Source organism: Ruegeria sp. HKCCD4884 (assembly GCF_013110855.1).
Taxonomy (GTDB): domain Bacteria; phylum Pseudomonadota; class Alphaproteobacteria; order Rhodobacterales; family Rhodobacteraceae; genus Ruegeria.
Map to the genome: position 1 here is coordinate 24,619 of NZ_WVRJ01000005.1, position 18,096 is coordinate 42,714.

Sequence of the window (18,096 nt, forward strand, 5' to 3'; positions counted from 1 at the left end):
GGCAGGCCCATGTTCGACAAGATCCTGATTGCCAACCGAGGCGAGATCGCCCTGCGCGTCATCCGCGCTGCCCGCGAGATGGGGATAAAGACGGTCGCCGTCCATTCCACCGCCGACAGCGACGCGATGCATGTACGCATGGCGGACGAATCGGTCTGCATTGGCCCCCCGCCCAGCCCGCAAAGTTATCTGTCCGTGCCTGCCATCATTTCGGCGTGCGAGATCACTGGTGCACAGGCCATTCACCCCGGCTATGGCTTTTTGTCCGAGAATGCCGAATTCGTGCAGATCGTCGAAGACCACGACATCACCTTTATCGGCCCCACCGCCGAGCATATCCGCGTGATGGGCGACAAGATCACTGCCAAGGACACGATGAAGGCACTGGGCGTGCCTTGCGTGCCCGGATCTGACGGTGGCGTACCCACATTGGAAGACGCCAAGCGCATCGGTGAGGAATTCGGCTATCCGGTCATCATCAAAGCCACCGCCGGTGGCGGCGGTCGCGGCATGAAAGTCGCGATGAATGCGGATGAAATGGAAAGCGCCTTTATGACCGCGCGTGCAGAAGGCAAAGCCGCCTTTGGCAATGACGAGGTCTATATCGAGAAATACCTGACCACGCCGCGCCATATCGAAATTCAGGTCTTCGGCGACGGCAAGGGTAAAGCGGTGCATTTGGGTGAACGCGACTGCTCGTTGCAGCGCCGGCACCAGAAAGTGTTTGAAGAGGCCCCCGGCCCCTGCATCACCCCCGAAGAACGGGCCAGGATCGGCAAGATCTGTGCCGACGCCGTGGCCAAGATCAACTATATCGGCGCGGGCACCATCGAGTTCCTCTATGAGAATGGCGAGTTCTATTTCATCGAAATGAACACCCGCCTTCAGGTGGAGCATCCGGTAACCGAAGGCATCTTTGGCGTCGATCTGGTGCGCGAGCAAATCCGCGTGGCCGCAGGCGAGCCGATGTCATTTGGGCAAGATGATCTGGAAATCAACGGCCACGCGATTGAGGTTAGGATCAACGCGGAAAAGCTGCCGAATTTCTCGCCTTGTCCGGGTAAAATTACCGCATATCACGCGCCGGGCGGGTTAGGCGTTCGGATGGATTCAGCGCTCTATGACGGATATTCGATCCCGCCCTACTATGACTCGCTGATCGCTAAGCTGATCGTTCAGGGCCGCGACCGGGCCGAAGCGCTGGCGCGGCTGGAACGCGCGTTGGGAGAGTTGATCGTGGACGGCATCGACACCACAGTGCCTCTGTTCCATGCGTTGCTGCAGGAACCCGACCTGCACAGTGGCGACTACAACATCCACTGGCTGGAGCGCTGGCTTGCGGAGAATATGGAATAGTAACCTCCAAGAACTGGAGGGCGCACGCCTTCCGGTTCCTGCATATCCCAGATGAGCCTATCCGCTGAACTTTTACTGCACGGGTACTCCATCGGCATTTTCCCGATGGCAGAACACCGCGATGACCCAGAGCTGTTCTGGGTCGATCCAAAATTTCGCGGCGTGTTTCCGTTGGACGGGTTCCATGTCTCCCGTAGTCTTTCACGCCGCATCCGCAATTGCGGGTTCGATATCACGATAAATCAGGACTTTTCAGGCGTCGTGGATGGCTGTGCCGACCGGACCGATACCTGGATCAACGCAGAGCTGCACGATCTGTACCGCCAATTGCATCAAACAGGCTATGCCCATTCTCTCGAAGTCTGGGACGGAGCCGCACTTGTCGGCGGTGTCTATGGTGTAACCTTGGGGGCTGCATTCTTCGGGGAAAGCATGTTCTCACGCCGCACCGATGCGTCGAAAATCGCCCTTGCCTATCTTGTGGACCGCCTGCAACAAACCGGATTCCACCTGTTCGATACGCAGTTTCTGACTGCGCATCTGGCGTCTCTGGGCGCTATCGAAATCCCGCGCAGCGCTTACAAAAGAGAACTGGAAGAGGCTCTGAATCTCAGCGCCGATTTCAAGGCGTCAATCGATCAGTCCGCAGCGGGTGTAATACAGCGGATCACCCAGACGTCATAACGCGCATGGTCCAGCGCGTTCAGGGCTGGGGATGTTGCAATCATCCAGCCGTCAAACAACTGATCAGCTTTCCCCGTTTCCCAAATCGTTAAATAGGCAAACGCGTCACCCGTCGGGTTGTCAACCGGATAGCGGCAATCCCCCAACGCAACATCCAAGCCAAAAACAGCTTCGGTCTCACCGCTTTGCATTTCAACATCGACGGTTTGACCGCTGACTTTGTCCAGCCCGCGCAGCATGGCCCCCGGACCGGACTGGACCTTTTGCTGAGCAACAGCACTGGTTCCGACCAAAAGAAGGGCAATCAAAACAGCGCGGATCATTCGCGGCCATCTCCGGCCACAAACTTGACCAGCAGAGAGATCAGACTGACCGCGCCTTGTGTATCTTCGATCTCGTCTCCGGGTTCGAAATAGAATGGTGACCCGCCGGGCATAACCTCGACGAAATTGCCACCCAGCAGCCCCTCGGACGAGATCACAATGGCGCTGTCATCCGGCACTAGGATGCCATCGGCAATGGTGAACGTCGTGTCTGCGCGATAGGTATCCGCGTTCAGCGTCACACCGGTTACCGTTCCAATCTTGACGCCTGCAAGACGGACATCCGTGCCAACACCGACCCCTTCCAACGACCTGAAAGACGCACCAAGTTCGTACCCGGCCGCGCCTTGCGACAAGCCCGTCGATTGGCTGGCGTAAACGCCAAATGCCAGAGCGCCGGCCAACACGACGCCACCGACAAATACTTCGGTCCAATTATGGCTCGACATGTTCGCCTCGCTTATTCTGGGCTCCAGGCCTCATAATCCTTGCGTTCTACCGGCTCGGCCCGACGCAGCGAACCTGCTGGCGCATAAGCCATAGCAGTACCGGTCAGGTTTTCCTGATGCGGCTTTTCCCAGGATTTATGCGGCAAAGGCTTGTCCGTCGGAGGCTCATCCCAGGTGCGATGCAACCAACCGTGCCATTCGGGATCAACTCGGCTGGCTTCAGCCTCGCCGTTGAAGATTACCCAGCGTTTGCTGTCGTCCGCTGTGCGATAAAACACATTGCCTTCATTGTCTTCGCCGACTTTGACGCCTTTTCGCGAGGTGTAAATCTGCGTGTTCAAAGTGGATCCGTTCCACCAGGTTACGGCTCGCAAAAGACTATTCAGGATTCCCATCGGGTGCCTCCGGCATTTCGGTCGAGAAAAGGTATGGACCAAAGGCTCGCCAAGGTCCAGTGCCCCTGGGGCCGCATGCGTCACTCCGGCAGAAACGCGGTCACTTCGATCTCGATCCTGTATTTAGGATCGATCAGCCCACATTCGATCATGGTCGCTGCCGGAGGATTTGCGCCGAAGGTGTCCGCCAGAATGGGCCAGCAAGGCTCAAACTCTGTGCGATCCGGCAACATGTATGTCACCCGAACCACATCCTCGAATCCTGCACCTGCCTTTTGCAGAGCAGTTTCAATGATGCTCAGCGCGGAACGGCACTGCGCAACAATATCTTCACCCTGCCCAACCGTTCCGGCCACGTGAACCCAGCCGTCCGCGACAACCGCACGGCAGTATCCAACTTTTGCTTCGAATTCACCGCCGGATGAGATCCGCTGAATCGCCATGCCGCTTCCTCTTCGTTGATCGCAAGCCAAAGACCACTGCTACAAACGACAAAAGGCAACAATCGCCAGTTCTCGGGCCGCAACTGTCTCGGGGACACTGGTAAAACGGCAGCGGGGGCAGAACCCCCTACCGTCTTGTCAAATCCAACACCCGTGAATTGCTACTAACCTGCTGATGCCGATTCCGGCGCCGCGTCAGCATAGATGAACAGTGGTTGTGACTCGGACGATACCGCCTCTTCGTTCACGACAACTTCACTGACGTTCTTCATACCCGGCAGTTCGAACATGGTATCCAGCAGAATGTCTTCCAGGATCGACCGCAAGCCGCGTGCACCGGTTTTGCGCTCAATCGCTTTCTTGGCGATAGATTTCAGCGCATCATCCGTGAAGTCGAGTTCGACATCTTCCAATTCGAACAAGCGCTGATACTGCTTGACCAAAGCGTTCTTGGGCTTGGTCAGGATCGTGACCAATGCGTCTTCGTCCAGATCTTCCAAAGTTGCCAGAACCGGCAAACGTCCCACAAACTCGGGGATCAAGCCGAACTTCAGCAGATCTTCCGGCTCAAGATCTTTGAAAATCTCACCGACGCCGCGATCGTCATTGTCACGCACATCGGCACCGAAACCCATGGCCGAACCTTTGCCGCGCTGCGCGATGATCTTGTCCAGACCCGCAAAAGCACCACCGCAGATGAACAGAATGTTGGTGGTATCCACCTGCAGAAATTCCTGCTGCGGATGTTTGCGTCCGCCTTGCGGAGGAACGCTGGCCACGGTGCCTTCCATAAGTTTCAGCAAGGCTTGCTGCACGCCCTCGCCCGAAACGTCCCGCGTGATCGACGGGTTCTCAGACTTGCGCGTGATCTTGTCGACCTCGTCGATATAGACGATGCCGCGCTGCGCGCGTTCGACGTTGTATTCGCTGGCCTGAAGCAGCTTGAGGATGATGTTTTCGACATCTTCGCCCACATAGCCCGCTTCGGTCAGCGTCGTTGCATCAGCCATGGTGAATGGCACGTCCAGAATACGGGCCAGTGTCTGCGCCAGAAGGGTCTTACCGCACCCTGTTGGGCCAATCAGCAGGATATTAGACTTCGCCAGTTCAATATCGCTGCCAGCTTTCTGAGCATGGTTCAGACGTTTGTAATGGTTGTGAACCGCAACGGACAGAACGCGCTTAGCGGTTGCCTGCCCGATTACATAGTCGTCCAGGACCTCGCAAATGTCTTTGGGCGTGGGCACACCATCAGACGACTTCAGCCCGCTGGCCTTGGTCTCTTCACGGATGATGTCCATGCATAGTTCGACGCATTCATCGCAGATGAACACGGTCGGGCCCGCGATCAGTTTTCGCACCTCATGCTGGCTTTTCCCGCAGAAACTGCAGTAGAGCGTGTTCTTCCCGTCGCCGCCTGAATTCGTCGCCATGATCTACCTTTCGGGCCTCGTCCCTGCACCCCGGCAGGGATGCGCTTACGCCTGTTTGTGCAGCTTAGGCCAGCACTCTGGCGGCTACAATCTCAAAATGACCCCCGCGCCGATGGCGCGGAGCACTGGCCTTAGGCCTCTTCCGTGTCCATTTTTGCACGGTTTTCGACGATTTCATCAATGTGGCCCCAGTCTTTCGCTTCTTCCGGGCTCATGAAGTTGTCACGGTCCAGCGCCTTTTCAACCGCCTTTTTGGTCTGCCCTGTATGACGCACGTAAATGTCATACAGGCGATCCTTCAGCTTTTGCGTTTCGGCCGCATGGATCATGATATCGCTTGCCTGGCCCTGATAGCCACCGCTGGGCTGGTGTACCATGATCCGGCTATTGGGCAGCGAAAACCGCATCCCTTTCTCACCACCAGCTAGCAGAACCGATCCCATCGATGCCGCCTGACCGATCACCAATGTGGAACATTTCGGCTTGATATACTGCATTGTATCGTAAATCGACAAACCGCTGGTCACCACACCACCAGGCGAATTGATATAGATCGAGATTTCCTTGTTCGGATTCTCGGCCTCAAGGTGCAACAGCTGCGCAACGACCAAATGGCTCATACCATCGTGAATTGGGCCGTTTATAAAGATGATCCGCTCTTTAAGCAGACGCGAGAAAATATCGTAAGCGCGTTCGCCCCGGCTGGTCTGCTCGACGACCATGGGAACGAGCGTATTCATGTAGGTATCTAAGGGATCGAACATTCTGAACCTGCCTGCTTTGCTATGGATCGGGACACTACCCCAACAAGTATTACCCGAGTCTTAGTATCGGCTCGGGGGGGCTGCAAGGGGGGCAAGTGAGAACGACGCAGGAATGTGTACTGTGATCAAATACGCGCAAGGCAGCACCCGGTCTTCACACTCAAAAACGGCTGATAGAACGCAGCCGGCGCCCTTTGGTTGCGGTAGGGGGGAAAGGTGGCTTCTGTTTCCCTTTCACGCATCACGGTATTTTGATTTATACATATAGAGCAAAATGACCGAAACATGTATGTGGATGCAACGCGGCAAAGGTTCGTTGTGATGTAATAACGTGACCCGCTTGATGGATTAGCAAGGAAATAGAACAATGGCACTTCCCCAACTGTCACGAGACATGTCCCAAGAAGACTTTGACCGCATGGTCGGCAACGCGACACGTGCGTCGAATTTTCTTAAAGCGATCAGCCATGAAGGGCGCTTGATGATCTTGTGCCACTTGGTATCGGGTGAGAAATCTGTGACAGAATTGGAAGAGCTTTTGTCCGCACGGCAAGCCGCGGTGTCTCAGCAATTGTCGCGCCTTCGATTGGAAGGTTTGGTCATCCCAAGACGGGAAGGTAAAGCAATCTACTATCGTTTGGCGGACGATCGTCCACAACGGATGTTGGAAGTGATCTATGAGTTGTTTTGCGGCGATGGTGCCTCTTAACGGCTGGTTTCATTGGCGGAAAGCTGCTACCGAACCTCCATCGAGCACCAAGGAGACGACAATGATCCGTGTTATTCTGATTGGCCTGAGCCTGTTTGCCCTGACAGCCTGCGAAACTGCAAAAGGCGCTGGGAAAGATATTGAAAAGGCCGGGGACGCAATCCAGGACGCTGCAACAGACGTGCAGGAAAACCTGTAAGGTTTTCTGAACTTGCTCAGTGCGTTCGTCTTCAAACCAAGTAGACGGATTGCTGTGCCCGATCCCAATACCCACATTGCCGGGGCGCAGCCTCTTGGCTTTATTTTCCAGAACCACATCGGGGCTCTTTTGCACGCGCGAAAGAGCCCCGTTCCCGTTCAGCTGGGGGTGAGTGGTAGCCTGTATAAAACCGTAAACCGGCAAAGGAAAAGGCGTCAGGTGCGCAGACGTTGTCTTTGCGAGTACCCTTTCGGATACGCCTGACGCCTTACCGGGTCGATGCGCCCCGAGGGGTGCCCCGATCCTTTTGCCTCAACCCACTGAGGGGCCGTGACAACTGCTTTGACCCCAAAGGGTCGCGCAGCATGCATCGGCCATCAAAGAGGACAGTCAACTGAAACAAGCGCGATGCCTGCCCACAACTGACCTTAACGGTAAGTCTTTGAAGCTCTAAGAAAATCCCAAGACCCTCTCAAACCCTCAAACCTCTGGACCTTTGCTTACCACCATCGGTTCCGAGGACCCTAGGCAGTGTTCAGACTGTTACATTCCGGTCCTCGCCCGGCAAGAAAATAGCACTGCAGCATGAAAAATAGACGGGGATAAAATGTTGATATCCGCCGGGACATTTCTGTGGATAATCCGAGAAAGCACGACACCGCGCTGAGTTGATCGGATGTTCAGGTAGCCGTCGATTATGTGCCACTTTTCCATGAAATGCTGCGGGTGCAAAGGCGGAAACTCGGCCGTTTCGGTGAGAACCACTGGGTTTGATCAACTCTCAGGCGCCAAATCCGTCGAATCGACGACCTGAACAGCTCTTTATTAGGTCACCTCGTTACCCACGGCAGTGCTTGGCCCCCAGCTGAAATAGGGCGTGAAAAACTCTTGTCGGTAATTTATCAAGAACCGGATGGCGAAGATTCACTACGTGCGAGACCCAACTGGCCCCGGTCGTGGGACAGCGCATTCCAACCGGAACGCTTTGAATCCTGTAGCACACAGTGACATCGCCACCCGGTCTCCTCCCCCTGGCAAAGACAATGGCTACAATACTGAGAAGCGGTCCGACCCGGACGACGACCGGCCACTCTGCCGCATAGGCGGCGTGCGGCGGTCTATACCCCCTACGGTCCGACCGGGCCGGAACCGCTTCAGTTCACCTGACGTTCCAGAACGGTGCTGTAAGTCGTTCCGTTTCGCAGGCTACGGAAATCCGCATAGATCTTGCCATCTTCATACCGCGCATCGATCAACGCATTGGCGCCAATCACCAGCGGAGAAGTTTCAACGATGCCGATGGAGCCAGAGCCATCCAGACTGATGGTTCCGGTTGCCTCGTATTCATTCCATTCGGTGTCGCCATCGCGCCGCCACTTGCTGGGACCCCAGAAGACATTGTCCTCCTGAATCTGCACATCCAGCATCCATTCCGCCTGGTTGAACCGAGGCTCGTCGCCTTTGTAGTAATGGCTGGGCTGGACGGTCGTGTAAGACCCCAACCACGTACCGCGCAGGTCGGGCGTTGTTTCAGCCATCGCGGCTGTTCCAAGGGTGAGTGTCGTGGCCAAAGCAGCTGCTCCGGCAGTCATGTATCTGGTCATGGGCTCTCTCCTTCTGTGTGCCCAACAGATTGGGAGAGCGCGAAGCGGTTACAACTTACCTAAAGTAAACTTCACACACCGTTCAGGTTGCCCGACGCTTGAAGCGACCGGAACGTGCTGATGGTGCGCCTTTTTCCTTCCCACAGCGGTCAACGCAACTTAAAGACTGGGTGCGATACACCCGCCCGACGGACAGAAACGCGAAAAGGTACAAATGCACTTTCCCAAAAGACACCATCGCGCCTTCAAAAGCGCTGTCCGACGCTTCCGAAGCGAGTTTTCGCAGTTTGTGCTGGAACAAAGCGGCTCTGAGGTGCTGTGCGGGCCGATGAAAGGCTTTCGTTTTACCGAAAACGCCTTTTGGGGCGGGCATTCTGATACCGCCACAAAGATCTTTGGCCTATATGAACAGCAGAACCTTGGCATTCTGAGCAACTCGAACAAGCCCGTGCTGGTGGATATCGGCGCGGCCGATGGCTTTTGGGGCGTTGGCCTTGTCTCGACCGGTAACTTCGAGAAAAGCGTGTGTTTTGAAGTATCGGCAAAGGGCCGCGAGGTCATCCGCGAGACGGCCGAGCATAACGGTGTCGGTGACCGCGTGACCGTATTCGGCGACGCGCTGGATAACACCGCCGAGAATATCGCAAGTGTCGCCCCCGACCCCGGTGACATTTTCTTTCTGATCGACATCGAGGGCGTGGAATTCAGCCTGCTGACCGAAGACTTCCTGACCCAGTATCGCCAGTCGGAATTCCTGATCGAACTGCATCCTCAGATGGTCGAGAACGGCCCCGCCAAGCTGACGGCCATCGAAGATTTTTGCGGTCAGTATTTCCAGGTCACCCATGTGGACGGCAGCGTCCGCGACACGTCAGAGATGGATAAAATCCTCAAGCTGGGGGATGATTTCAAATGGCCGATCATCTCAGAAGGGCGCGGGTTTCCGATGCAGTGGCTGCATCTGGTGCCGCGCCGATAGGGCATTTGGCCGAAGTGCACAGAGCGCGTCAGGCCCAGGCCAGCGCTGTGCCGATCAGAACCAGGGCGATCCCCGCAACTTCCCGGTATGAGAAATTCTCGCCAAACAGAAAGAATGAGGCGATGGCGATCAGAATAACCTCGGCCCCCAGAATGCCCGTATAGATGATACCTAACCGCTCCTCGCGCAGGGCGGCGAGTTCCAGTGTTGCGGCGGCCAGCAGCGTTGCAACGATCAGAAGGGTCAGGCCAACACCGGGGATCTTCCACCAGAACTTCATCGAGATCATGGCCACCGAATAAAGACCTGCCGACCCAAGGGCGATGAGGGGGATCATGGATGTAGACATCTGGGCCTCCTGCCGAGGGTTCCGTTGGGTTAAGTGTATCAGGAGGGTACGGTTGGGGCTGTGAGGTGGGTCACAGTGTGGCGATGGGTTGATAACCCAACCTACGTAGGGTGGGTTTTTAACCCACCAATTCACCGTAGGGCGGGCTTTAGCCCGCCATCCCCCTCCGATCCATGCACGTTGTTTTGGTCAGGCGAATGGCGGGCTAAAGCCCGCCCTACAGTTTATGAATACCGTTCGATCAAAAGAACTGAGGGCAGTGCCGGCCCGAGGGGAGGCGCAAACGCGCCGCCCGTTTTGCCGGAGGCAAACCTTCGGTTTGACGGGTGCGGGTCGGCGCGGCCCGGTGGTGCCGCCAGGCGGGTGGGTTGAAAGAAGGTTCGACTTTATAGCCTCGTTGTTAGGATTGGAGTCATGTAAGTTAGTGCAGTGATCGAAGTTCAGTTTGATTAATTTGCAAACTCTAATCCATATGAATGCCCCAAGAGCTTCAATTCGCGTATCGCAACAGCACTTCCCACGGTCTCAGAAACAAATTCTTTGAGTTGCTGACTAGCATTGATGCCAAATACCACCGACTTAAGATAGTATGGCCCGACAGAGTAATATCCGGGACCATCTGTAAGCGGCCGAATAGACCTCCACTCATTTTCATGTCGCCATTCTTCAGATTTAGCTAGCACTAGGGCATCGGTCATTTTTTGTTCTTCTTCATCGGAAGCCGTTAGCTCCCTCGACTTCGGCAGGTTGTCTTTGCGACTGCTCCTAACCATCCAACGAATTGCTTCCACCGTCGAAATACTTGGGCGATCAGCCAAGTATTTTACCTTACCTATAGTTCTTTTTGCGTCACTCAGTTTCTCTTGCGCGCAAGCGAACTCATAACAGAAAGATTGGTGAGAAGAGGAATAGTAAGCCCACATCAAAGTGCTTTTTGGGTTATCCGTAAAACAGCAAATTACCTGCTGCCTTCGAGAAGTCTCAAGTGTTTTTGGGACACTGGAATTTAGTCTATCCGGATCAAAAAACTGTTCTCTAAACCGTTTTACCGGAATGTTGAGATTTTTCGCGGCTTGTTTGAAGTCAGTGCCTGAAAACCCTACATAGCTACCATATTCTTTTTGAAATGCATTCAAGGCTCTTTTCACTTCGGCGCGGCTGGATTCCACAATTGCCGGGTAGGTATCGAGAGGATCATTTTGATCGCTCAATCGCGAAAACCAAACGCTACCCTCTTTTGCAGCGTTCAATTCACCAACCAACCGTTGTCTCTTAGATTGGTCTTGCAAGTCGTGACTAGTGTAACCTCGGTGGCGGTAGATCAGTTCCGGTACACAACGTCTTTTTTCCATTAATCTCCAAAGCCAATTCTAAAGGAAACACAATTTATTAGGATCCCGCTTGACGGAACCAAAGGCGTTCTCTTACCCCCAGTTAAATTGAACTAAGAATCCATCTTCAGCGCTGAAATAAACGCCTCCTGCGGGATATCCACCTTCCCGAACTGACGCATCTTCTTCTTACCCGCCTTCTGCTTGTCCAGCAGTTTGCGTTTCCGCGTGGCGTCGCCTCCGTAGCATTTGGCGGTCACGTCCTTGCGAAGCGCGCTCAGGGTCTCGCGGGCGATGACCTTGCCTCCAATGGCGGCCTGGATCGGGATTTTGAACATGTGGCGCGGGATCAGGTCCTTGAGCTTTTCGCACATCGCCCGGCCCCGCATCTCGGCCCGGTCGCGGTGAACCATGGTCGACAGCGCGTCGACCGGTTCGTCATTCACCAGCACCGACATCTTAACCAGATTGTCCTCGGTATAACCTGTCATCTGGTAGTCGAACGAGGCATAGCCCTTGGTCACTGATTTCAGGCGGTCGTAGAAGTCAAAGACAACCTCGTTCAGCGGCAGGTCATAAACGACCATGGCACGGGAACCCGCATAGGTCAGGTCCAACTGGATGCCGCGGCGGTCCTGGCAGAGTTTCAGCACATCGCCGAGGTACTCGTCGGGCACCAGAATGGTCGCCTTGATGCGCGGTTCCTCGATATGGTCGACCTTCGACGGGTCGGGCATGTCCGCGGGGTTGTGCAGCTCGATCATCTCGCCGTCCTTCATGTAGACGTGATAGATCACCGAGGGCGCGGTGGTGATAAGCTCGATATCGTATTCGCGTTCGATGCGGTCGCGGATGACCTCAAGGTGCAACAGGCCAAGGAAGCCGCAGCGGAAGCCAAAGCCCAGCGCGGCTGAGGTTTCCATTTCAAAGCTGAAGCTGGCGTCGTTTAGGGCCAGCTTGTCGATCGCATCCCGCAGGTCTTCAAATTCGGCCGAGTCCACGGGGAAGAGGCCACAGAACACCACCGGCTGCGCGGGTTTGAAGCCGTCCAGTGCGTCTTCGGTCCCGTTGCGGTCATTGGTGATGGTGTCACCGACGCGGGTGTCGCGGACCTGTTTGATCGAAGCGGTCAGGAAGCCGATTTCACCGGGGCCGAGGCTGTCGACCATCTCCATCTCGGGCCGGAAAACGCCGACGCGGTCGACGTGGTGCAGGGTGTTGTTCGACATGAACTTGACCCGCATCCCCTTTTTCAGCGTGCCGTCCATGATGCGGACCAGAACGATGACGCCCAGATACGCGTCGTACCAAGAATCCACCAGCATTGCCTTGAGCGGCGCGTCCAGATTGCCCTGCGGAGCGGGCAGTTGCTGCACAATGGCTTCCAGCGTTTCGTGGATGCCCTGCCCCGTTTTGGCGCTGACCTGAATGGCATCAGTCGCGTCGATGCCGATCACATCCTCGATCTGTTCGGCCACGCGGTCGCAGTCGGACGCGGGTAGGTCGATTTTGTTCAGCACCGGCACGATTTCGTGGTCGGCATCAATGGCCTGATACACGTTGGCCAGCGTCTGCGCTTCGACCCCTTGGGTCGAGTCCACAACCAGCAGCGAGCCTTCGACCGCGCGCATCGACCGGCTGACCTCATAGGCAAAGTCCACGTGGCCGGGGGTGTCGATCAGGTTCAGCACATAGTGCTCGCCGTCATCCGCCGTATAGTCGATGCGAACCGTGTTGGCCTTGATTGTGATGCCGCGTTCCCGCTCGATATCCATGCTGTCGAGCAGCTGTTCTTTCATGTCGCGATCCTTGACGGTTCCGGTCTCTTGGATGAGCCGGTCAGCAAGGGTGGATTTGCCATGGTCGATATGCGCGACGATGGAGAAATTGCGGATATGAGCGAGGTCTGTCATGGGTTGGGGATATGCGTCGGAAATGGGCTGCGGTCAAGGTGGCAAGACGCGCTGCTAAATCCCCTATTTGCGATGCCTCAGTCCGGTCAGACCAGTCCGTTTTTGACCAGTTGCGCGTTCATCCAGTGTATCTCACTTTGCACATGACCCTCACGCACATATTTCGCGAGATGAGTAGGCATGTCTTCTTCCTTGAATGCCACTGTTGTTCAGACGCCAAACCCCTCTTGTGTGTCGAGATTCAGGCCAGCAATCACATCTGTCAGGACCTGCGTGTTGAACCGCCCGCGATACAGTACAGGAACAGATGTGATCCCAAGCTCGGTAAAGCGCGAAAGCGTCGCATTCCAAGATTGGATCACATCCCCTTTGACTCAAGCAAAACCCAGAAAGTAAGTCATTAACGCTGAATACGCGATGGAGTGACGCGCAAACAAGTACTCGCCAACAATGCGTTCATCCTCGGCAAGTTGAGGTGCGATACCGGCGGCAAACGCCTTCATCCAATCACGCGACGGGTGGTATCTGGCGTTGATACTACGAGGGTGACAGCCTTGGCTATGAATGGTCGTGTTCTCGCCGTCCATCTTTTCGGTGAAAACCACTTCGTCAGCCGATGCCAGTTCATCGACACAGGACATAATTTTGTCATCGCTGGTAGCGCCGGGAGATTGAGGCAGGTGAAAAGTGCGCCCGTATTTCTTAAGCATCTCGGTCTAACTTAACTTTCTACCCCAATGTTGTGCCAGAAAACGCGACATGCCAGCCGTGTGCAATCACTTTTTCGCAACGTATGATTGATCCTTTAACCACTTTGATTCATACTCCCGCGCAGACTGAGAGGGGCACAAGATCCCTCAGGGCAGGCAAAAACGAGGCATGAGCATGAAACAGTTCCTCTTAATCGCATTCTGTGCCGCAGCGATGACGGCCATCGCTCCGCAGGTTGAGGCTGCGCAGATCAAGCGCGCCTGTCTGGCGTCGGATCGGGCGGCGGCCACACGGGATCGGTGCAGTTGCATTCAGCGCGTGGCCGATCAGGCGCTGACGCGCAGTGATCAGAAGACCGTCTCGAAATGGTTCGAAGACCCCCATCAGGCGCAAGAATTGAAGATGTCGAAGACCGCGCGTGATGATGCGCTGTGGGATCGGTATCAGAACTTTGGCCAGATGGCGCAGGCGATCTGCAGCTAACGCACCGCAAATCCTTGACCTGATGCAAGCTGCGCCCCAGAAAAGGCGCAGCGAAAGGTGTGTGCGATGGTGATGAAAGGGCTGACCCTGCGGGGCCTTGAGGTGTTCGAGGCTTTGGCGCGGACGGGATCGGTCGCGCAGGCCGCCGAGATCACCGGGCTTAGCCAGCCATCCGTTTCTCAGCAATTGCGCAATCTGGAAAAGGCGCTGGGCACCGATCTGGTCGATCATGGACGCCGCCCGATGCGACTGACGCAAGCCGGGCGTAGTTTTCTGGAACGGGCCGAGGCTGTTTTGGCCGAGTTGCAGATGGCACAAAGCGAGCTGTCGGTCATGGAACTGGGACACCTGACCACGCTTTCCATCGGGTTGATCGACGATTTCGACAACGATCTGACCCCACGGCTGGCCACGCTGCTGGCGGACAGCCTGACACGGTCGAATTTCAAACTGATCACCCTGTCCAGCCTGGATCTGTTCGAGGCGTTGGCCGAACAACGGCTACATATGGCGGTCACCGCCCATAGCGGCGAAGTGTTAGAGGGTGTGGTCGAATATCCTATGGTGCGCGATCCATTCATTCTGGTGGCCCCGAAGGGGTCTGGCGGCGTGGCGGCGGTGCAAGACGGTTTACCGTTTCTACGCTATGCCCGCGAGCAACTGATCAGTCGCCAGATCGAAGTGCATATGGCGCGTGAGGCGCAGGAGTTCGAGGAACGGTTTGAGATCGGGTCGCATATGGCGCTGATGGCCATGGTCGCGCGTGGCCTGGGCTGGGCGATCACGACGCCGTTGGGTTTCATGCGTGCAACAAGGTTCCATGATGGCTTAGAGGCCCACCCTGCCCCGTTCGGAGATTTCTCTCGCACGATATCGCTTTTGGCACGCACCGATTGGTCGGATCAGGTGCCGCAGGAGGTCGCGGGAATGACACGTCGGCTAATGCAGAACCAAATCATCGAGCCGGCCCTGAACAAACTGCCCTGGCTGAACGGTCAGTTGAAGGTGATCGGCGGCTAGCGCTCCAGATGAGAGGCCAGTCCGGCCACTGCTGTTTCGATCAGATCCAGCGCACCATCGAAATCCCGCGTGTAGTAAGGGTCAGGCACATGGTCCAACTGGGATTCATGGGCAAAGTCCGTCAACAAGCGCACAGGCGTGTTATTGCCTGCAGGGCGCAGATCTTCGATATCCGCCAAGTTGTTTGCATCCATGCCGATGATCAGATCGAAACGTTCGAAATCGGCCGCCGTGAACTGACGGGCACGCAGGTCGCTGAGGTCATAGCCCCTGGCTTCGGCGGCGGCCTGCATCGATCCATAGGGCGGTTTACCCGCGTGCCAACCCATTGTTCCGGCACTGTCGATTGAATGATGCGGCGCGCGAGAGCGAAAGACGCTCTCGGCCGCGGGGGACCGGCAAATGTTGCCGAGGCAGACAAAGAGGATACGGTGTGACATGGCAATGCTGTAGCGTGTAGAGGGGACATGGAAAAGATCGTCATTCTGACCGGAGCCGGAATTTCCGCCGAAAGCGGGCTCAGCACCTTTCGCGATGAGGGCGGGCTATGGGCGCAGCACCGGATTGAGGAAGTGGCCACACCCGAAGGATTCGCCCGCAACCCGGCCTTGGTGCAGGGATTTTACAATGCGCGTCGCACTCAGGCGGCGGGCGTAGAACCGAATGCCGCTCACAAAGCACTGGCACGTCTGCAACGGGGCTGGCCCGGAGAAGTGGTGATCGTAACTCAGAACGTCGACAGCCTGCACGAAGCTGGTGGCGCGCGAAATGTCATTCACATGCACGGGACACTGGCAGGTGCGTTGTGTTCAGCCTGTGGGCATCGCTGGATTGCTCCACCTGAGATGGCCGTGGGCGAACCCTGCCCATCCTGCAACCGGCCAACGGCCCGTCCCGATGTGGTCTGGTTCGGAGAGATGCCGTACCACATGGATGAGATTTACGATCATTTGGCCAGCGCATCGCTTTTCGCCGCCATCGGAACATCAGGTCAAGTCTATCCGGCCGCGGCGTTTGTACACGAAGCACAGGCAGCGGGCGCACAAACCGTCGAGATTAATCTGGAGCCGACGCTTGGGGCCACGGGATTTGACACATATATCCTCGGCAAGGCGTCCGAAACGGTGCCCCATTGGGTTGAGCAATTGCTGGCGCGACCCTCATAAGGTGCAGACAACGCTTGATTTATTTGCTTAGATTGCATCCGAAACAACCGGAGGATCAGCCATGACCGACCAAGAACCCAAAACCGGCGAAATCCTTGACGATGGCAGCATGGCCCAACGCGACCTGCTGGGCGCGCAATTGTCCAATCTCTGGTGGACCTTCTTGCTGCGCGGCGTTCTTGCGGGAATTGTGGGCATCGCTGCGCTGTTCTGGCCGTCTGGCAGCATCGCCGTGCTGTTGCAACTGGTCGGTGTACTGTTGATTTTGGATGGTGGCCTGACGCTCTTGGGGATCGGACGTCGCGGGGTGTTGGGGGGCGCTGCAATCGGCGCACTTCTGATCGGTTTGATCCTGTTGATCTGGCCCGAAGGCACGGTCAAGCTTGCCTTTTTCCTTTTGGGCGCATGGGCACTGATTATCGGAATCGGTTCACTGGCAGCGGCTCAACAGATGCATGAACGGGACCCACAGCGTGGATCCATGAGGGTCTCGGGCTTTGTGGCTTTGGTTATCGGATTGGTTCTTATGATCTGGCCAGCAGTAGCGCTGGTGGCGTTGGGCTGGGGTATCGCCTTCTCAGCGCTTGCAATTTCTGCCGTCATGTTCTGGCTGGCCTCCCGGTTCCGCAAAGCGGGTGACCGGGTCGGATTGAAGACCGTCAATAAGTAGAGCGGCCATTGACCAAAAGCGTTTCAGGCCGGGCAGTGCCCGGCCTGACGTTTTTCAAAGGTCGCTGGACTGTCCGAAGACTCGCGCTTTAATCTGAATGCGATCCGTGATCGTGTGACCCGTGTCCGCCTTTGTCCTGACGTTCAAGGTCAACGGGGATCTCGATCTCAACCTCACCAGCATTCTCGAAAATCAGTGTCAACGGGACCGTAGCATCTTGCTCAAACGGTGCAGTTAGACCCATGAACATAACGTGGTCACCACCGCGTTTCAGCATGTGAGTTTCGCCCGCTGGAATCACAAAGCCTTCTTCGACATGCACCATCTTGGCCACACCGTTGTCATCAACCTTGTGCGTGTGCAGCTCAACGCGCGCCGCAGCATCTGACGATACGCCAATCAGGCGGTCGTCCGTTTCACTCTGGTTCTGGATCATCATGAACGCGGCACCAGCCTTGGCGGTTTTACCCGAGGATCTGGCATAAGCGTCATCCACAGAAATGGTGCCGTCAGCCAATACAGGAACGGCCAGGGTCATAGCGGCCAGGGTTGCGAGCAGATTTGATTTGAAAGACATCGCGTCTCTCCTTGTTGTTTGATTTCTCAAAAAAGATGGAGTTTCAAACAACAACTGGCGGTGCACGGGCCGGGGTATGGGGAACTGGCAACGCAATCTGATTACCGACATCCCGTAACGGCGCGGGCTGCGACAGTTCCGGCGGTGCGGGCATCGGGGGATGGGATGCAGCAATCGCACCCATAAGGGACAACGCGTAATCCGGGCAATAATGCGGTGGCGCTGTGGGCTGACCACGTTCGTCCATATAGACAACAACCGGGCCAGTACCGGTGCACAGCACCATCTGACCCACAGCAGTGTCCATACCACGTGACATGGCAACGCCCTGCCCGGTCAGCACCAGCAGCAGGGAAACGACGAAAGGTAGGAATCTGGTAGTCTTAGGTCTCATCCTGACCTTGGTATAGGTCAGCGCCCGAAGGCGCTTCAAGCGCAAAAGGGTCGCGCTTGAAGCAGGTCTTAGTAGTCCAGTCCGGTCCGTTTCACCTGGCTTGCGGTGAAGCTGGTATGGGTCCGGTTCACCCTGCGCTGCATC

Annotated in this window: 24 protein-coding genes; 9 read left to right on the plus strand and 15 right to left on the minus strand. The window is 56.2% G+C overall.

Translation table 11 applies throughout. From position 1 onward, the window contains the following. Nucleotides 1–9: 9 nt before the first annotated feature. Both accC and aat read left to right on the plus strand, forming a co-directional pair. Entirely contained in the window at nucleotides 10–1,356 is a 1,347-nt protein-coding gene (gene accC, locus GS636_RS09015; protein WP_171669215.1) for an acetyl-CoA carboxylase biotin carboxylase subunit, read from the plus strand. A gap of 51 nt (nucleotides 1,357–1,407) precedes the next feature. Beyond that, nucleotides 1,408–2,040: a leucyl/phenylalanyl-tRNA--protein transferase gene (gene aat / locus GS636_RS09020; protein WP_171669216.1), complete on the plus strand. Its 633-nt coding sequence runs from the start codon at nucleotides 1,408–1,410 to the stop codon at nucleotides 2,038–2,040. On the opposite strand, the gene GS636_RS09025 is transcribed toward aat, so the two are convergent. From GS636_RS09025 to GS636_RS09050, 6 genes are all read right to left on the minus strand, one after another. Then, nucleotides 1,995–2,363, minus strand: a complete 369-nt coding sequence (locus tag GS636_RS09025) for a DUF2155 domain-containing protein (RefSeq protein ID WP_171094006.1) — start codon at nucleotides 2,361–2,363, stop codon at nucleotides 1,995–1,997. The two genes, aat and GS636_RS09025, sit on opposite strands and share 46 nt — an antisense overlap. Continuing rightward, complete coding sequence (mlaD, locus tag GS636_RS09030) at nucleotides 2,360–2,812, minus strand: outer membrane lipid asymmetry maintenance protein MlaD (RefSeq protein ID WP_171669217.1); 453 nt, start codon at nucleotides 2,810–2,812, stop codon at nucleotides 2,360–2,362. Before mlaD ends, GS636_RS09025 begins: the two co-directional genes overlap by 4 nt. 11 nt (nucleotides 2,813–2,823) lie before the next feature. Continuing rightward, on the minus strand, nucleotides 2,824–3,207 hold the full coding sequence (locus GS636_RS09035) for an NADH:ubiquinone oxidoreductase subunit NDUFA12 (RefSeq protein WP_171094011.1): 384 nt from the start codon (nucleotides 3,205–3,207) through the stop codon (nucleotides 2,824–2,826). Between the two features lie 80 nt (nucleotides 3,208–3,287). Next, the gene (locus tag GS636_RS09040) at nucleotides 3,288–3,650 is read right to left on the minus strand and encodes a RidA family protein (RefSeq protein ID WP_171669218.1); all 363 of its coding nucleotides are present in this window, start codon (nucleotides 3,648–3,650) and stop codon (nucleotides 3,288–3,290) included. Nucleotides 3,651–3,814: 164 nt separating this feature from the next. Beyond that, nucleotides 3,815–5,083, minus strand: a complete 1,269-nt coding sequence (gene clpX, locus GS636_RS09045) for an ATP-dependent Clp protease ATP-binding subunit ClpX (protein WP_171094016.1) — start codon at nucleotides 5,081–5,083, stop codon at nucleotides 3,815–3,817. A 131-nt stretch (nucleotides 5,084–5,214) separates the two neighbouring features. Further along, on the minus strand, nucleotides 5,215–5,847 hold the full coding sequence (locus tag GS636_RS09050) for an ATP-dependent Clp protease proteolytic subunit (RefSeq protein WP_171669219.1): 633 nt from the start codon (nucleotides 5,845–5,847) through the stop codon (nucleotides 5,215–5,217). A 367-nt stretch (nucleotides 5,848–6,214) separates the two neighbouring features. Between GS636_RS09050 and GS636_RS09055 the strand changes: the two genes are divergently transcribed. Next, nucleotides 6,215–6,556 (plus strand): helix-turn-helix transcriptional regulator, encoded by a 342-nt coding sequence (locus tag GS636_RS09055; protein ID WP_171669220.1) that lies wholly within the window; start codon nucleotides 6,215–6,217, stop codon nucleotides 6,554–6,556. A 61-nt stretch (nucleotides 6,557–6,617) separates the two neighbouring features. Further along, a complete protein-coding gene (locus GS636_RS09060; RefSeq protein WP_171094020.1) occupies nucleotides 6,618–6,755 on the plus strand; it encodes an entericidin A/B family lipoprotein in 138 nt (45 codons plus the stop codon). Nucleotides 6,756–7,909: 1,154 nt separating this feature from the next. On the opposite strand, the gene GS636_RS09065 is transcribed toward GS636_RS09060, so the two are convergent. Beyond that, nucleotides 7,910–8,359, minus strand: a complete 450-nt coding sequence (locus GS636_RS09065) for a hypothetical protein (RefSeq protein ID WP_171669221.1) — start codon at nucleotides 8,357–8,359, stop codon at nucleotides 7,910–7,912. Between the two features lie 214 nt (nucleotides 8,360–8,573). Here GS636_RS09065 and GS636_RS09070 point away from each other — a divergent pair, with 214 nt between their 5' ends. After that, nucleotides 8,574–9,338, plus strand: coding sequence for a hypothetical protein (locus GS636_RS09070; protein WP_171669222.1), 765 nt, complete (start codon nucleotides 8,574–8,576; stop codon nucleotides 9,336–9,338). Between the two features lie 28 nt (nucleotides 9,339–9,366). Here the strand turns inward: GS636_RS09070 and GS636_RS09075 are convergent, their stop codons facing one another. The 5 genes from GS636_RS09075 to GS636_RS22895 form a co-directional block, all read right to left on the minus strand. Then, nucleotides 9,367–9,687, minus strand: a complete 321-nt coding sequence (locus tag GS636_RS09075) for a hypothetical protein (RefSeq protein WP_171669223.1) — start codon at nucleotides 9,685–9,687, stop codon at nucleotides 9,367–9,369. Nucleotides 9,688–10,136: 449 nt separating this feature from the next. After that, nucleotides 10,137–10,949: a DUF2971 domain-containing protein gene (locus tag GS636_RS09080; RefSeq protein WP_171669224.1), complete on the minus strand. Its 813-nt coding sequence runs from the start codon at nucleotides 10,947–10,949 to the stop codon at nucleotides 10,137–10,139. A gap of 182 nt (nucleotides 10,950–11,131) precedes the next feature. Then, nucleotides 11,132–12,931 (minus strand): translation elongation factor 4, encoded by a 1,800-nt coding sequence (gene lepA / locus GS636_RS09085; RefSeq protein WP_171186758.1) that lies wholly within the window; start codon nucleotides 12,929–12,931, stop codon nucleotides 11,132–11,134. Between the two features lie 209 nt (nucleotides 12,932–13,140). Then, the gene (locus GS636_RS22890; protein ID WP_371808451.1) at nucleotides 13,141–13,293 is read right to left on the minus strand and encodes a hypothetical protein; all 153 of its coding nucleotides are present in this window, start codon (nucleotides 13,291–13,293) and stop codon (nucleotides 13,141–13,143) included. Nucleotides 13,294–13,305: 12 nt separating this feature from the next. After that, nucleotides 13,306–13,572 carry an RNA ligase family protein gene (locus GS636_RS22895; protein WP_371808452.1) on the minus strand — a complete coding sequence of 89 codons (267 nt, stop codon included), beginning with the start codon at nucleotides 13,570–13,572 and terminating at the stop codon, nucleotides 13,306–13,308. 244 nt (nucleotides 13,573–13,816) lie between these two features. On the opposite strand from GS636_RS22895, the gene GS636_RS09095 reads away from it, so the two are divergent. Together GS636_RS09095 and GS636_RS09100 are read left to right on the plus strand one after the other, a co-directional pair. Continuing rightward, complete coding sequence (locus GS636_RS09095) at nucleotides 13,817–14,125, plus strand: hypothetical protein (protein ID WP_171669225.1); 309 nt, start codon at nucleotides 13,817–13,819, stop codon at nucleotides 14,123–14,125. A gap of 66 nt (nucleotides 14,126–14,191) precedes the next feature. Beyond that, nucleotides 14,192–15,145 carry a LysR family transcriptional regulator gene (locus GS636_RS09100; RefSeq protein WP_171669226.1) on the plus strand — a complete coding sequence of 318 codons (954 nt, stop codon included), beginning with the start codon at nucleotides 14,192–14,194 and terminating at the stop codon, nucleotides 15,143–15,145. On the opposite strand, the gene GS636_RS09105 is transcribed toward GS636_RS09100, so the two are convergent. Then, complete coding sequence (locus tag GS636_RS09105) at nucleotides 15,142–15,585, minus strand: low molecular weight protein-tyrosine-phosphatase (protein ID WP_171669227.1); 444 nt, start codon at nucleotides 15,583–15,585, stop codon at nucleotides 15,142–15,144. The two genes, GS636_RS09100 and GS636_RS09105, sit on opposite strands and share 4 nt — an antisense overlap. Before the next feature lie 27 nt (nucleotides 15,586–15,612). Between GS636_RS09105 and GS636_RS09110 the strand changes: the two genes are divergently transcribed. Continuing rightward, a complete protein-coding gene (locus GS636_RS09110) occupies nucleotides 15,613–16,311 on the plus strand; it encodes an NAD-dependent deacylase (RefSeq protein ID WP_171669228.1) in 699 nt (232 codons plus the stop codon). A 61-nt stretch (nucleotides 16,312–16,372) separates the two neighbouring features. Beyond that, the gene (locus GS636_RS09115; protein WP_171669229.1) at nucleotides 16,373–16,981 is read left to right on the plus strand and encodes an HdeD family acid-resistance protein; all 609 of its coding nucleotides are present in this window, start codon (nucleotides 16,373–16,375) and stop codon (nucleotides 16,979–16,981) included. 88 nt (nucleotides 16,982–17,069) lie between these two features. On the opposite strand, the gene GS636_RS09120 is transcribed toward GS636_RS09115, so the two are convergent. Both GS636_RS09120 and GS636_RS09125 read right to left on the minus strand, forming a co-directional pair. Then, nucleotides 17,070–17,558: a copper chaperone PCu(A)C gene (locus tag GS636_RS09120; RefSeq protein ID WP_171669230.1), complete on the minus strand. Its 489-nt coding sequence runs from the start codon at nucleotides 17,556–17,558 to the stop codon at nucleotides 17,070–17,072. A 43-nt stretch (nucleotides 17,559–17,601) separates the two neighbouring features. Then, the gene (locus GS636_RS09125) at nucleotides 17,602–17,952 is read right to left on the minus strand and encodes a hypothetical protein (RefSeq protein WP_171094053.1); all 351 of its coding nucleotides are present in this window, start codon (nucleotides 17,950–17,952) and stop codon (nucleotides 17,602–17,604) included. Nucleotides 17,953–18,096: the final 144 nt, after the last annotated feature.